The sequence below is a fragment of the Corallococcus sp. CA049B genome, from assembly GCF_003611685.1.
GTDB lineage: Bacteria > Myxococcota > Myxococcia > Myxococcales > Myxococcaceae > Corallococcus > Corallococcus coralloides.
In genome coordinates this window covers 29,586-43,818 of record NZ_RAWC01000055.1, presented here as the reverse complement: position 1 = coordinate 43,818, position 14,233 = coordinate 29,586, and the positions used below count along the sequence as shown (strand labels likewise).

General features: G+C 69.0%; 14 protein-coding genes and 1 other RNA gene. 10 read left to right on the top strand and 5 right to left on the bottom strand.

Features of this window, described 5'->3' with window-relative positions:
* Positions 1-216: 216 nt before the first annotated feature.
* A complete protein-coding gene (locus D7W82_RS15145) occupies positions 217-444 on the bottom strand; it encodes a hypothetical protein (RefSeq protein ID WP_014397861.1) in 228 nt (75 codons plus the stop codon).
* 190 nt (positions 445-634) lie between these two features.
* On the opposite strand from D7W82_RS15145, the gene D7W82_RS15140 reads away from it, so the two are divergent.
* The 6 genes from D7W82_RS15140 (at position 635) to D7W82_RS15110 (ending at position 7,462) form a co-directional block, all read left to right on the top strand.
* Positions 635-1,576, top strand: a complete 942-nt coding sequence (locus D7W82_RS15140) for a MoxR family ATPase (RefSeq protein WP_120619037.1) — start codon at positions 635-637, stop codon at positions 1,574-1,576.
* A 124-nt stretch (positions 1,577-1,700) separates the two neighbouring features.
* A complete protein-coding gene (locus D7W82_RS15135; protein WP_120619035.1) occupies positions 1,701-2,651 on the top strand; it encodes a branched-chain amino acid transaminase in 951 nt (316 codons plus the stop codon).
* A gap of 60 nt (positions 2,652-2,711) precedes the next feature.
* Positions 2,712-4,049 carry an AAA family ATPase gene (locus D7W82_RS15130; RefSeq protein ID WP_120619034.1) on the top strand — a complete coding sequence of 446 codons (1,338 nt, stop codon included), beginning with the start codon at positions 2,712-2,714 and terminating at the stop codon, positions 4,047-4,049.
* A 120-nt stretch (positions 4,050-4,169) separates the two neighbouring features.
* Positions 4,170-5,009 (top strand): Fic family protein, encoded by an 840-nt coding sequence (locus D7W82_RS15125; protein ID WP_014397865.1) that lies wholly within the window; start codon positions 4,170-4,172, stop codon positions 5,007-5,009.
* A 189-nt stretch (positions 5,010-5,198) separates the two neighbouring features.
* Positions 5,199-6,320, top strand: coding sequence for a bifunctional oligoribonuclease/PAP phosphatase NrnA (locus D7W82_RS15115; protein WP_120619033.1), 1,122 nt, complete (start codon positions 5,199-5,201; stop codon positions 6,318-6,320).
* The gene (locus D7W82_RS15110) at positions 6,317-7,462 is read left to right on the top strand and encodes a cysteine desulfurase family protein (RefSeq protein ID WP_120619032.1); all 1,146 of its coding nucleotides are present in this window, start codon (positions 6,317-6,319) and stop codon (positions 7,460-7,462) included. The genes D7W82_RS15115 and D7W82_RS15110 overlap by 4 nt, the downstream gene beginning before the upstream one ends.
* A gap of 33 nt (positions 7,463-7,495) precedes the next feature.
* Here the strand turns inward: D7W82_RS15110 and D7W82_RS40955 are convergent, their stop codons facing one another.
* The 3 genes from D7W82_RS40955 to D7W82_RS15095 all read right to left on the bottom strand — a co-directional run bounded on the left by D7W82_RS40955 (position 7,496) and on the right by D7W82_RS15095 (position 9,693).
* Positions 7,496-7,669, bottom strand: a complete 174-nt coding sequence (locus D7W82_RS40955; RefSeq protein ID WP_199727758.1) for a hypothetical protein — start codon at positions 7,667-7,669, stop codon at positions 7,496-7,498.
* A 108-nt stretch (positions 7,670-7,777) separates the two neighbouring features.
* A complete protein-coding gene (locus D7W82_RS15100) occupies positions 7,778-8,770 on the bottom strand; it encodes a serine/threonine-protein kinase (RefSeq protein WP_120619030.1) in 993 nt (330 codons plus the stop codon).
* Positions 8,767-9,693 carry a hypothetical protein gene (locus D7W82_RS15095; protein ID WP_120619029.1) on the bottom strand — a complete coding sequence of 309 codons (927 nt, stop codon included), beginning with the start codon at positions 9,691-9,693 and terminating at the stop codon, positions 8,767-8,769. Before D7W82_RS15095 ends, D7W82_RS15100 begins: the two co-directional genes overlap by 4 nt.
* A gap of 237 nt (positions 9,694-9,930) precedes the next feature.
* On the opposite strand from D7W82_RS15095, the gene ssrS reads away from it, so the two are divergent.
* From ssrS to tyrS, 3 genes are all read left to right on the top strand, one after another.
* Positions 9,931-10,123, top strand: a non-coding RNA gene (gene ssrS, locus D7W82_RS15090) — 6S RNA.
* A gap of 19 nt (positions 10,124-10,142) precedes the next feature.
* Positions 10,143-10,775, top strand: a complete 633-nt coding sequence (locus D7W82_RS15085) for a 5-formyltetrahydrofolate cyclo-ligase (protein ID WP_171424632.1) — start codon at positions 10,143-10,145, stop codon at positions 10,773-10,775.
* Positions 10,776-10,879: 104 nt separating this feature from the next.
* Positions 10,880-12,142: a tyrosine--tRNA ligase gene (tyrS, locus tag D7W82_RS15080; RefSeq protein ID WP_120565964.1), complete on the top strand. Its 1,263-nt coding sequence runs from the start codon at positions 10,880-10,882 to the stop codon at positions 12,140-12,142.
* Between the two features lie 31 nt (positions 12,143-12,173).
* Here tyrS and D7W82_RS15075 read toward each other — a convergent pair whose 3' ends face one another.
* The gene (locus D7W82_RS15075; RefSeq protein WP_120619028.1) at positions 12,174-12,998 is read right to left on the bottom strand and encodes an SDR family oxidoreductase; all 825 of its coding nucleotides are present in this window, start codon (positions 12,996-12,998) and stop codon (positions 12,174-12,176) included.
* 86 nt (positions 12,999-13,084) lie between these two features.
* Between D7W82_RS15075 and D7W82_RS15070 the strand changes: the two genes are divergently transcribed.
* Positions 13,085-14,188 (top strand): EndoU domain-containing protein, encoded by a 1,104-nt coding sequence (locus D7W82_RS15070; protein ID WP_120619027.1) that lies wholly within the window; start codon positions 13,085-13,087, stop codon positions 14,186-14,188.
* Positions 14,189-14,233: the final 45 nt, after the last annotated feature.

The following is a 14,233-nucleotide window of genomic DNA, read 5'->3' as shown; positions in this document are numbered from 1 at the left end:
ACCCCCGTCCCCGTCCCCGTGGACGAGGAGGCCCCGGAGCGCACCATGGTGATGCAGCTGCCCACCGCCCCCGAAGCCGGTGGGGAGGACGACTGGACGGCGCTCGTCGACGAGCTCGACAAGTAGCCGTCACCCCCCGCGGAAACGACAAGGGCCCGCGCACTCCGTGGAGTGCCGGGCCCTTCGTCCATCTCAAGACGGTCCTACGCCGGCCGGTTACAGCGCCGTGGCCGCCCGTGCCTCACGGATGAGGTCCCGGAAGTGCAGCGCGCCCACCACGTCCCGCACCACCGACACCGGACGGCCTTCTTCCCGGGCCTGCGCCTGGGCCACCCGCCAGCGCTCCAGCAACGTCCGCGTCGCGATGTACGCCAGCACGAGGGGAAAGCCCCCCGGCATCACCACCACCAACACCGCCATCGCCAGCTTCAGCCACGCCCACATGACCCGCGACCTCGTCGTCCTGAGATACGCCCGCATAGATGCACGGTGCATGCCCGCGGTGCGAAAATAGTTACGCACTCTGATTCCGCAGGTTTACAGCTCCCACGGTCCTCAAGAGTGCGGACGGCGCCCCCACAACCCTGGCATTTTTGCCGCAGTCGGCGGGAAACCGTCGGTTAAGTTGACGGGCGTGAGCCCCCCTCGACTGACTTCGGAGATCCGCTCGTTCACCAGCGTGGAGGACGCGGCGCGTCGCCTGGAGGCGGTGGGCTACCTGTCGTCTCCTGAAATCGCCACGGCGGTGTTCCTGGCGGACCGCATGGGCAAGCCCATCCTGGTGGAGGGCCCGGCCGGCGTGGGCAAGACGGAGCTGGCCAAGGCCCTGGCGCAGGCGCTGGACCGGACCTTCCTCCGCCTCCAGTGCTACGAGGGCCTGGACGAGGCCAAGGCCCTCTACGAGTGGGAGTACGCCAAGCAGCTGCTCTACACGCAGCTGCTCAAGGACAAGATTGGCGAGCTGACGCAGGGCACGGCCACGCTGGCGGAGGCCGCGGACCGGCTCGCGTCCGGCGACGCGGTGTTCTTCTCCGAGCGCTTCCTCCTCCCCCGCCCCATCCTCCAGGCCCAGCTGTCGGACACGCCCGCGCTGCTGCTGGTGGACGAAATCGACAAGGCGGATCCGGAGTTCGAGGCCTTCCTCCTGGAGGTCCTCTCTGACAACGCTGTCACGGTGCCGGAGCTGGGGACCATCAAGGCGAAGCATGTCCCGCGCGTCATCCTCACCAGCAACAACGCCCGCGAGCTGTCGGACGCGCTCAAGCGCCGCTGCCTGCACCTGCACATCGACTTCCCGGACCGCGAGCGCGAGCTGAGAATCGTCCGCTCGCGCCTGCCGGAGGTCCCCCAGGTGCTGGCCGAGCAGGTGGTGGAGGCCGTCGCCGCCATCCGCGCGCTGGACTTGAAGAAGGCCCCGTCCATCAGCGAGACGCTGGACTGGGCGCAGAGCCTGGCGCTGCTCAACGCGGAAGCGCTCAGCGCGGACGTCGTCGCCGCCACGCTCAACCTCGTCCTCAAATACGAAGGCGACATCGAGAAGGCCCGCGCCAACCTGCCCACCATCGCGCAGGCCTGACGCAGAGCGCCGCGGATAAAGGACACCGGACAGGCGATCGTTGGCGTTTCACGCTTTGCGCTCCCGGTGTGCCTGGGTACAAGTTCCTCAGCTGTCCCACCCCTAGCCCGAGAGGAACACCCCGATGAGCTCGACCTCATCCACCGTGCTGCGCGCCGAACACATCTGGCTCGATGGGAAGCTGATGAAATGGGACGAGGGCAACGTGCACGTGATGACGCACGCCCTCCACTACGGCCTGGGCGTCTTCGAGGGCATCCGCGCCTACAAGACCCATGATGGCCGGCTCGCCGTCTTCCGGCTGCGCGAGCACATCCGCCGCCTGCTCGACTCCGCGCACATCATCATGCTGCAGATTCCCTACAGCGAGGATGAGCTGATCGAGGCCACGGTGGACCTGCTGCGCAAGCAGAAGCAGCAGTTCGCCAACGGCGCCTACCTGCGCCCGGTGGCCTTCATGGGCGACGGCGCCATGGGCCTGGGCGCGGTGAACCCCACCCGCGTGGGCATCACCGCCTGGGATTGGGGCGCGTACCTTGGCGACAAGGGCATCAAGGAAGGCATCCGCGCCAAGGTCAGCTCCTTCACGCGCAACCACGTGAACGTGAACATGGTGCGCGGGAAGATCACCGGCCAGTACGTGAACTCCATCCTCGCCAAGCGCGAGGCGGTGATGGCCGGCTACGACGAGGCCATCCTCCTGGACATCAGCGGCTTCGTCGCGGAGGCCTCGGGCGAGAACATCTTCATGGTGAACAAGAAGGGCGTCATCAAGACGCCGCCCCTCTCCTCCCCCGTGCTGGACGGCATCACCCGCGACACGGTGCTCAAGCTGCTGAAGGACGCCGGCCACACCACCATCGAGGAGGTCACCGTCACCCGTGACGCCCTCTACATCGCCAACGAGGTCTTCTTCACCGGCACCGCCGCGGAGATCACCCCCGTGCGCGAGGTGGACAACCGCCAGATTGGCGACGGCAAGCCCGGCCCCATCAGCAAGTTCGTCCAGGACATGTACTTCCGCGTCGTGCGGGGCCAGGAAGCCCGCTATGCGGACTGGCTGACCTACGTTTGACGGACAGTCCGTGGACGTGAAGTCCCGGCGGACGGGGGAATCGGGTAGAACCCGTACCCGATGCCTCCCGCCGGCTACGCGTACGAAGACAATCCCTTCAAGCTGGAGAACCCGTCCGTCCTCGACATCGCTCCGGGTGAGCCGAAGTCGCTGGAGGACACGGGACTGAGGATGGGTCTGCTCGCGGACCTGGGCCTCAAGTTCCTCTACTACGCCGGCACCGGGACGGGCGTGGCCATCGCCGAAAGCATGTGCCTGCCCTGGTCCGGCGTGGTGGAGCACGTGGTGGACTTCCTCGCCGCGGAGAAGCTCGTGGACCTGCGCGGCGGCAAGGGCTTTGGCCGCGCGTCCGTGGAGTTCGCCCTCACGGAGAAGGGCCGCGAGTACGCGCGTGACGCCCTCACCCGCTCCACCTACGTGGGCCCCGCCCCCGTCCCGATTGAACAGTACAACGCCCTCATCAGCAGCCAGACGGAGGAGACGCCCGTCGTGGGCCAGGAGGACCTGGTCTCCGCCCTGGGCCACCTCACCGTCTCCGCGGAGCTGATGGACAAGCTGGGCCCGGCCGTGAACTCCGGCCGCTCGCTCTTCCTCTACGGCCCGCCGGGCAACGGCAAGACGAGCCTGGCGGAGGCGATTTCCCACATGTTCGGCGGCGAGGTGTTCGTCCCGCACTGCCTGGAAATCGACAACCAGATCATCAAGGTCTTCGACCGCATCATCCACACGCCCGTGTCGCTGGAGGTGGGCCGCGACGCCAACGGCCGCCGGCAGACCTTCGAAATGGACAAGCGCTGGTCGCTCTGCCGGCGCCCCGCGGTGGTGGTGGGCGGCGAGCTGACGCTGGAGACGTTGGATCTCATCTACTCGGAGAGCACCCGCTTCTACGAGGCGCCGTTCCAGGTGAAGGCCAACGGCGGCATGCTCCTCATCGACGACTTCGGCCGCCAGAAGGTCCACCCCACGGACCTGCTCAACCGGTGGATCGTCCCCCTGGAGAAGCGGGTGGACTTCCTCACCCTGCACACCGGCAAGAAGTTCGAGATTCCGTTCGATCAGCTGCTCGTCTTCTCCACCAACCTGGACCCCAAGGAGCTGGTGGACGAGGCCTTCCTGCGGCGCATCAAGTACAAGATCGAAGTGGGCAACCCGGATGAGGAGTCCTACCGGGAGATCTTCCGCCGGGTGTGCGAGGCGGCGGGCATCCCCTACGTGGACCAGGCCATCACCTACCTGGTGGAGCACTACTACAAGCCGCGCAGCATGGAGATGCGCTCCTGCCACCCCCGCGACCTCGTGTCGCTCATCCGGGACGCCGCCCGATACCGGCAAATCCCGCCAGCCCTTTCAAAAGACCTGCTGGACCAGGCGTGCGAGGTGTTCCTGGTGAATCTCTAGTCGGGTTTTATTTGTTCCAACCGCGCGGAATTTCTAGACTCCGCGTGCCGTTGTACCTCCCGGCGCAGCCTCTGAGAACCAGCGCCCGGGGCGGGCCGGAGCGAGAAGGAGCCGCAGTCCGTGAAGGAACGCTACCAGGACATCGACGAGAAGAACGAGCAGCTGCGCGAGTACCTTGAGATCTACAAGGGCAAGCCGCCAGCGCGTGAGTACCTCGACCGCTTCGAGATGTCGTGGATCTACCACGACGCCGCGCTCGAAGGCGTCGTGTACACGCACCAGGAGCTGATGGCCGCGCTCTTCCCGGAGCGCACGGCGGCGGAAGCCTCCATGATCCCGGTGGTGCTGGAGATCCGCAACCACAAGGCGGTGGCGGACTTCATCCGCGAGGAGGCCGCGGGCGCGAAGAAGCAGTCCGCGCTCACGCTCACCACCATCAAGCGGATGCACGACCTCTTCCTGGGCAACACGCCGGAAGCCCTGGCCGAGCGTGCGCGCATGGAGCGCCGCGAGCGCACGGAGAAGGAGCTGGCCAAGGAGCGCGACCGCGCGGGGCTGCGCAAGGACATGCCCCTGCACCGCACCTACTTCCACGACATCACCCAGCCCGCGAAGATCCAGGCCCGGCTGGAGAAGCTCGTGGACCACACCGCCAGCGCGGAGTTCCGCGAGTTCCACCCCATCAAACAGGCGGCGGTGGTGCAGCACGAGTTCCTGCAGATCTTCCCCTTCACCGAGCACAGCGGGAAGGTGGGGCGCATGTGCAGCAACCTCATCCTGCTGCGCAACGGCTACATGCCCGCGGTCATCCACTCCATCGACCGGCAGCGCTACTACGAGTCCTTCCGCGCGCCCGTGGCCACGTTCCGCACGGTGCTGATGGACGCGATGGAGAACTCGCTGGACAACGGCGTGAAGTACTTCCGCGACCTCGGCCGCAAGTACAAGACGGTGGAGTAGCGCGGCCCGGGGCGGCGTGCCCCCGGAGGACTGGCGAGGGGGCAAGCGTCCCGCCCGTCCTCCGCCGTGGCGTGAAGAACGCGCGGCACGTCGACACCATTGGGGTGTTGGAAACACCCCTGGAACGTCATGGGGAGGACATCCGACTTCTCGAATCCCCGTGCCGGAGGAAGTAAAAGAAGAGTTCCCATGCCCGTCACCCCGTCCCTCCAAAGCCGCCGCGCCCAGCTGCCTGCCGGGAGCGAGCTCACGGAGCCTCCGCCAGCGCGGTTGGCGAAGCTGCCCGCCGCCGACAAGCTGGCCCGCCTGCTCCAGGTGGCCAAGGGTCACCGCCGGGCGCTCATCCTCACGCACGACAACCCGGACCCGGACTCCATGGCGGCGGCGGTGTCGCTCGCCCATCTGCTGGAGCGCAAGGCCGGCATCGAGGCCCACGTGGGCTACGGCGGCATCATCGGCCGGGCGGAGAACGTCGCCTTCGTGCGCGTGCTCCGGCTGCCGGTGTCGCACGTGTCGCAGATCGACTTCAGCCAGTACGACCTCTTCGGCCTGGTGGACACGCAGCCGCCGGTGCGCAACCACTCGCTGCCGGCGCGCTACCGCGCGGACCTGGTGGTGGACCACCACCCGCTGCGCGAGGAGAGCCTGCTGGCCCCCTTCGCGGACGTGGGCGGCGACTTCGGCGCCACCTCCACCATGCTGGCGGAGTACCTGCGGGCCGCCCGGCTGGAGCCGTCCGTCGAAATCGCCACCGCGCTCTTCTACGGCATCAAGGCGGACACGCGGGACCTGGGCCGTGAGACGACCCAGACGGACGTGGACAGCTACCTGTGGCTGTTCCCCCGCTGTGACAAGCAGCTGCTGGGACAGATTGAGCACCCGGAGCTGCCGGCGCGCTTCTTCCAGCTGTTCCACACGTCCATCGAGAAGGCCAAGGTCTACGGCACCGCCATCATCACCGACCTGGAGGAGGTCTACTCCCCGGACCTGGTGGCGGAGGTCGCGGAGCGGATGATGTACCTGGAAGGGATGAAGTGGTCCCTGGCCTACGGGACGTACCGCAACCAGCTCTTCTTGAGCCTGCGCGTGAAGGACCGGCGCATGAACGCGGGGCGCCTCATCCGCGAGCTGTGCGAGGACCTGGGCGGTTCGTCCGGCGGCCACGGCAGCATGGCGGGCGCGCGGCTGCCCCTGTCCGGCAGCGCGAGCAAGCGCAAGGCGCTCAAGCGCGAGGTCGTGTCTCGCTTCCTCGAAGCCTTCGGTGTCTCCGAGGAGCGGCCGAAGTCGCTGCTGTCCGCGCAGGACACGTGATCTACTGGGACCACAACGCCGCCGCGCCGGTGCGCGCGGAGGTGGGCGCGCTGCTCGCGAGGGCCTTCACGGAGGGCGGCTTCGGCAACGCGTCCAGCGTGCACGGTGGCGGGCGCGAGGCCCGGGCCCGGCTGGACGCGGCGCGAGCGAAGGTGGCGCGCGTCCTGGGCTGTGAGCCGAAGGAGCTCACCTTCACCGCGTCAGGCAGCGAGGCGGACGCGCTCGCGCTGGTGGGAGCGTACGCGGCCCGCCCAGTGAAGGACCGCCGCCGCGTGGTGTCCACCACGGTGGAGCACCCGTCAGCGCTGGGCGCGCTCACGCAGCTGGAGAAGGACGGCGCCCAGGTGGTGCGGCTGGCGCCTGATTCCAACGGCCGGGTGCCGCTGGAGGCCGTGCTGGAGGCGCTCACGCCGGACACCGCGCTGTGTTCGCTGATGTGGGCCAACAACGAGACGGGCGTGCTGCAGCCGGTGGCGGAGACCGCGCGCGCATGCCGTCAGCGAGGCATCCTCTTCCACACGGACGCCGTGCAGGCCGCGGGCAAGGTGCCGCTCACCTTGCGCGAAGTGGACGCGGACCTGCTCTCCCTCTCCGCGCACAAGTTCGGGGGCCCCCAGGGCGTGGGCGTGCTCGTGGTGCGCAAGGGCGTGGACGTGCGGGCGCTGACGCCCGGACACCAGGAGGGAGGCCGGCGCGGAGGCACGCAGAACGTGCCCTACGCGGAGGCCCTGGCCCTGGCCCTGGAGCTGGCCGCCGCGGAGCAATCCAGCACCGCCGCGAGGGTCGCGGCCCTGCGAGACACCTTCGAACAGCAGGTGCTCCAGCGGCTTCCCGGGGTGACGGTGAACGGCGCTGGCGCGCCCCGGGTGCCCAACACCAGCAACCTGCGCTTCGAGGGCGTGGAGGGGGAGGCGCTGCTGATGGCGCTGGACCTGGAGGACATCCGCGTGTCGTCGGGAGCGGCCTGCGCCTCCGGTACGCTGTCCCCGTCCCACGTGCTGCGCGCCATGGGCCTCTCCCCCGCCGAGGCGCGCTCAAGCCTGCGCTTCAGCCTGGGCCCCAGCACCACCGGCGCGGAGGTCTCTCGCGTCGTGGACGCGCTGTGCACGCATGTGCCCCGGGTGCGAGCCCTCGGAGGCTGAGGCCCGCGCCTTGAAGCAGGCCTCGGGGGCAGGTCACCACTTCTGGTCGGGCAGGTTCTTCTCGCGGACCTCCGGGTCGGGCTGGCCGTAGCCGGGGATGCCCTCCTTGGCCTCATCGGGCTTGGGCGGGAGCCGCTCGTCGCCGTGCCGCGTCTCGCGGGTGGGCTGCTCCTGCTCGGGCTGCTGCTGCTTTCGCTCGGTCGCCATGGACTCCTCCCGGTGCATGTTCGCGGGAGGAAAGGTCATCATCCAGGGCAGGCGCCGCAGCGGGCTCCACCGGCTGGGAGCCCGGGCGTCAGGGCCCTGCCCGCCCGGCTACCCGTTGTCGTCAGAAGGGCCGTTGGGCGGAGAGCCCCGGTACGCGGGCATCTCGTCCGTGGTGCCGAACAGGCCGCGCACCACCGCCGCGATGGCCAGCGGCGTCCCCACGTTCTCGTCGAAGTGCGGAGACAGCGCCTTCGCGTACTCCTCCGCGGACGCGAAGCGGTCCTCGGGGTTCTCCGCGAACGCGCGCGCCAGCACGTCGTCCAGCGCCTGCGGGATGTCCGGACGCACCGAGCGCAGGAGCCGGTACTTGCGCGACAGGATGCCCGCGAAGACCTCTTCCGGCGTCGAGCCCACGAAGGGCCGGCCCAGCGTGAGCAGCTCGTAGAGCACCACGCTCGCGGCCCACAGGTCCGCCTCTGGCGTGACGGCGCCCTGCAGCGACTCCGGAGACAGGTAGTACGGCTTGCCCAGCACCTCGCCGCCCTGGAGCTTGCCGTCCACCAGCACGCGCGACACGCCGAAGTCGCCCAGCTTGATCTCCCCCACGCGGGAGATGAACAGGTTGGACGGGGACACGTCGCAGTGGACGATGCCCAGCGGCTTGCCGTCCGGGCCGGTGGCGGTGTGCGCGTACGCGAGCGCCTCCAGCAGCACCTTCGCCAGGTACACCGCGAAGTCGACGGGGAGCGGAATCCCGCGCGCCTTGCACCGGCGCAGGATGTGGCCCAGGTCGCGCCCGTCCACCAGGTCCATCACCAGGAAGGACACGTCGTCCAGCATCCCGGCGTCCAGCACCTTCACGATGTTCGGGTGGTCCAGCTGGCGCGACAGCTGCGCCTCGCGGCGGAAGAGGTCCACCGACGCCGGGTCGCGGGTGAGCGCGGGCAGCAGCCGCTTGAGCGCGACCGTCCAGCCTTCGTAGGGACCGGAGCGCACGCGCGCGCGGTACACCTCGGCCATGCCGCCCTTGCCCAGCAGCGATTGGATTTCGTAGTTGCCGAAGACGCGGATGGGCTTCGACACGGGAGTCGGCGCGTTCACGGGCTGGCGCTTCCAGCTCCTTGCGGATCACGGCCCTGGACCCGCTTGCGGCCACGGGCCTGCTTCAACTGCGCCTCGTACACCGTTCCCTCTTTGGCGAACTGCTGGAGCTCGCGCTCCACCAGCACATTGCCCTCCGGCGGAGCCCAGCCTTCCGTCAGCGCCCGCCGCAGCGCCTCCTGGGCCACCCGAGGCTCCTGGGCCGCGCGCTTCACGCACGCCATCCAGAACCAGGCCTCCGCCCGCGCCGGTCCAGGGCCCACGCTGCGCGCCTGCTCCAGGTACTTGAGCGCCTCCGGCTGCTGATTCAGCAGGAAGTGCGACACGCCCATGCCTGTCAGCGCCCAGGCGTTGTTCTTCTCCTTCTCCTGGGCCAGCACCAGCTGGAACTGCCGCGAAGCGGCGATGGGGTTCTGGGCCAGCAGGGACTGCCCCTGCTTCAGGGTCGCCGCCACGTCCACCGGCTCCAGCCGGCGCTGCGCGGCCACCTGCGCGGCCCCACCGGACGGAGGAGGAGGCACGGGAGCCTGCGCCTGACGCTGCTCAGGAGCCTGCGCCGACACGGGCGACAGCGTCGGCGTCAGCGCGGCCCCCTGCTCCGCCGCACGGAGCACCAGCATCCGGTTCTTGGGCAGGGCCGGGGACTCGCAGCTGTCCTCCAGCTTCACCACGCCGCCCAGCGCCCGCTCCTCCACGTTGTAGACGAGCATCACCGGGAAGCTGCGGGACGGGGTGCAGGTGTCCCCTGTCTGACAGAGCGTGAGCTCCCCCAGGAAGACGTTGCCCTGGAAGTCCCCCGTCAGGATCTGCTCGGCGACCGGGCGCTGGCAGGGCCCCCCGGCCGGCGCCGTGCCGACGAGGTGCTCCCCGTCCGAGCGCAACTCGATGGGGCCGAAGGCATCCGCCTGGTAGGTACTGTTCATCTGCGGACCCGCCCAGGCGAATCCGGAGGCGAGGCAGGCTACCGCCGCGAGAGCCAATGTTGGGGTCGGGAGCGACATGTCGGGGACCCGGGCATCATAGAAGTCCACGGGGCGGCTTGTAAACGCGCGAGGACGGCTTGACCGCACGCTTCTCCATCCTTATCATTTTCCCAGAACGCCCTGGGAATTTCCCAGTGATTCTAAGGACTTGTAGCGAGCTTTGAAGCAGTAAAGGTCTGTTCCCTGCGGGGTGCGTGATGCCCAGCAGAAATTCGAACCGATACGTCCATTCCGGGGTCCGTTTCGGTCGCCATGTGCAAGCCCTCCCCCTTCACCGGGGATGAGGGAAGCCTGCGGTGACATGATTTCGGTCCCCACCTGGCTTCTAAGGGTTCAATGGACGCTGGACACACGGCTCGGCGGGGGACTCTTTCTTTGGAGCGGCGGCGGTGAGCGAGACGGCGGCGGATACGGTGGCGGCGGCGGCGGAGAAGAAGGTAACGCTTCGTGAGGAACTGACGGCGCGCCGCAAGGCGATGACCAATGACCTCATCGACGAGCGTGGCCTCAAGGTCCAGTCTCGATTCCTGGCATCGCCCTACTATCAGAATGCGCGGACGGTAGCCCTCTACGCCCCCATCCGGGGCGAGGTGCCTACCCGGGACATCCTCATCGCGGCGCTGCAGGACGAGAAGATCGTCTGCTACCCGCTGTCCCACGTGCACGGGCGCATCCTGGCCTTCCGGGCCATCAAGTCGGAGAGTGAGCTGGAGCCGGGGCGCCTGGGCGTCCGGGAGCCCACGAACTCCTCGGATTTGATCGCGGTGGATCAGATCGACCTGTTCGTGGTGCCCGGTCTGGGCTTCAGCCCGGACGGCAAGCGGCTGGGGCGCGGCGGTGGCTACTACGACGCCACCCTCAAGGCGGCCAGCTCGCGCAGCCGCCGGGTGGGTCTGGCCTTCAACGACCAGATCGTCCAGGTGCTGCCCACGACGAGCGACGACGTGGACATGGATCAGATCGTCACGGAGAGCCAGACGCTGCGCGGCCTGTGCCGCAGCTTCGACTTCCTGGACACCTGACCGGTACCTGAGCCGCGGGACAGGCGGGGTGACAGCCACGGGTGGGGCGGACATGGAAGTCCCGCCCTGCCCGTCGTCTTTTTTGGGCTAGTGTCCGCGGCGCCATGAACCCGGACGCACTGCGCAAGGCGACCCCCGAAGAGCAGTTCGAAGAAGTCACTCGCGGCACCGTGGATTTGCACGTGCCGGAGGACCTGAAGAAGAAGCTCCAGCGCTCGTATGACAAGGGCAAGCCGCTCGTCATCAAGGCGGGCTTCGACCCCAGCCGTCCCGACCTGCACCTGGGCCACACGCTGCTGCTCACGCGCATGCGGCGCTTCCAGGAGTTCGGCCACACGGTGGTGTTCCTCATCGGTGACTTCACCGCGCTCATCGGGGACCCGTCCGGCAAGAACGCGGCCCGGCCTCCCCTCACCCGCGAGCAGGTGAAGGTCAACTCGGAGACGTACAAGCAGCAGGTCTTCAAGGTCCTGGACCCGGACAAGACGGTGGTGAAGTTCAACTCGGAGTGGCTCGACGCGCTGGGCACCGAGGGGATGATCCGCCTGGCGGCGCGCTACTCCGTGCAGCGCATGCTGGAGCGCGACGACTTCAAGAAGCGCTACCGGGAGAACACCTCCATCGCCATCCACGAGTTCCTCTACCCGCTCCTGCAGGGCTACGACTCCGTGGCGCTGAAGGCGGACGTGGAGCTGGGCGCGACGGATCAGCTCTTCAACCTGCTCGTCGGCCGGCAGCTGATGAAGGAAGAGGGCATGGAGCCGCAGGTCATCATGACCGGCCCCATCCTGGAGGGCCTGGACGCGAAGCTGGTGGACGGCGTCATCACCGGCTCCAAGATGTCCAAGAGCCTGGACAACTACGTGGGCATCGACGAGCCGGCGGACAACATCTTCGGCAAGTTGATGAGCATCACGGACGACCTGATGTGGCGGTACTACAAGCTGCTCTCCGCCATGCCGCTCAAGCAGGTGCTGGAGCTGGAGGAGCAGACGAAGTCCGGCGCGGCGCACCCCAAGGCCGCGAAGGTCGCCTTCGCGCAGGAGATGGCCGCGCGCTTCCAGGGTGAGGAGGCCGGCCGCAAGGCGGCGGAGGACTTCGAGAAGCGCTTCGCCAAGAAGGAGCTGTCCACGGAGGACCTGCCGCTCGTGGAGGTTTCGCTCGCGGGCGCGGAGAAGCTGCTCGTCACGAAGCTGCTGCCGGAGACGAAGTTCGTCGCCTCCGCCACCGAGGCCCGCAAGATGATGGGCCAGGGCGGCGTGAAGGTGAACGGTGAGAAGGTCACCGACCCCAAGGCGGAGCTGGGGGCCGGCGAGTACACCGTGCAGGTGGGCAAGCTGAAGGTCACGCGGGTGAAGCTGTCCTGACGTGCCGCGGCGGACGCCGCCCGGGCCTGCTTCAAGGCGCGGGCGGCTCCTTCGGCAGCGCGCCTTCGTACAGCGCGGCCGAGCGCCCCATCATGAAGCCGTGGGGCAGCAGCTTCATCAGCGTCGCGAGGAAGCGGTTGAGGACGCCGGGCACGCAGAGCTCGCGGCGGTGCACGAACGCCTCCACGGCGATGCGCGCGCACGCCTCCGCGGACATGATGCCCACGTCGCCCGCCTTGAACTTCCGGTCCAGGCCGGACACCGACAGCATCTCCGTGGCGATGCCGCCGGGCGCGAAGACGGTGACGGACACGCCCGCCTTGCGCAGCTCGTAGGCCAGGCCGCGTCCGTAGCTGATGACGAACGACTTCGTGGCCGCGTAGGCCGTCTGGTACGGCAGCGGCGCGAAGCCCGCCGTGCTGGCGACGAGCATCAGCGCCCCGCCTCCGCCCTGCTTCGCGAAGTGCGCCCCGAAGCGCTGCGACAGGCGCACCACGCTGGTGATGTTGGTGGCGAGCATCGCGTCGAAGGACTCGGGCGGCTGCTCCAGCGCGTGGCCGAAGTAGGTGACGCCCGCGTTGAGGATGACGCCGTCGACGGTGCGGCCGGACGTGGCGGTCTCGAAGACGCGCGCGGCGTCGCCGGGCCGGGTGAGGTCCGCGGAGAGGGGCAGCACCTGCACGCCGTGCGCGGACTCCAGCTCCGCCTTGAGCGCGGTGAGCCGGTCCTCGCGGCGGGCGACGGCGATGATGTGGGCGCCGTGCTCCTTCGCGAGCAGGCGGGCCATCTCCAGCCCCAGGCCGGACGACGCGCCGGTAATGAGCACCCAGCGGCCTCGGAAATTCATCGGTTTCATATCGGGCGCGTTTATTTCGCGGTGCGGCGCCGGGCGCAACCGGGGAACAGCGGGCTTCGGGCGCCCCTGTTAGAGTCGGGCGCACCATGCGCCTCTCCGGGTCGCTCGCCTGCTTCTTCCTGGCACTCTCCACTGCCCCCGTCGCCCTCGCGGGGAGCGGCGTCTTCGTCACCGAAGAGGCCGTGGACGCGGTGGACCAGCCCGAGTCCGCCAAGGTCGTCTTCTCCGTGCAGCCGGGCGTGTCCTATCCGCTCATGAAGAAGGGCGGCCCCGACCGAGCGTGGTGCAAGCTCCAGGGTCCCAAGGCCGAGGGCTGGGTGCTCTGCGATGGCACGCCCACGGATGCCGTCCAGAAGGCGCCGGACACGGACGCGCTCGTGCGCGCGGACCATGAGAACACGCGCCAGCAGCAGGCGGCCCGGGCCGACAAGGCCGCTGAGGTTGATGAAGAGACGGTGGCGGTGCGCGCCCCCGCGGGCCGCGCGGCGGCTCCGGGCGACGCGGCGGCGTGCGCGAGCACGTGTGATCAACCGCCCCTCTTCGCCAAGGCCCCGGCGCTGTCCGCGATGGACCGCGAGGTGTTGGATTTGTGCCCCGCGCGCCCCGACGCGAGCGTGAGCGCCGGGGACGTGCAGCGCTTCTTCGCGAAGCACTACGACGACGCGCGGATGCAGCGCGCGCTGTCCGCGGCGGGCCGTCCGGGATCGCGGCAGGCAAACATTGAATGGCTCACGAGCCTGTGGGTGAGCACCGGCCCGCGCAACGCGTTCACGCACGTCTTCTGCGGGGACGACTGGCAGCGCGGCCCGATTGGCGGCCTCCACTTCCTGCCCCGCTACGCGCAGCTCGAGGCGGAGGGAAAGGTCTGCTACCAGGGCCCGGTCCGGGGTGAGGACGCGGTGCGCGGCGAGCAGTACCTCATCCGCTTCAAGGGGCTGTCGCCGTGGTCCTGCGGCGTGAAGCGCACGGGCGGGTTCTCGACGTCGCAGGACGCGGTCTCCATCGCCGCCATCGGCACCCGGGCGTTCGCGCGCTGCTGTGCGCGCGGCGGGGCGAAGAAGGAAGGCGGCGTGTACTCGGCGCCGGACGTGGGTGGCGGCAACTGGCGCATCTGGTGCGGCACGCGCAACGGCACCTACGGCATCGCCACGCTGCACCCCACCGACGAAGCCGCCACCTGCGCGGAGTAGCGGACCGGCGCCACGACGGAGCGCCGGTCCCCTGCCCTGCTGAGG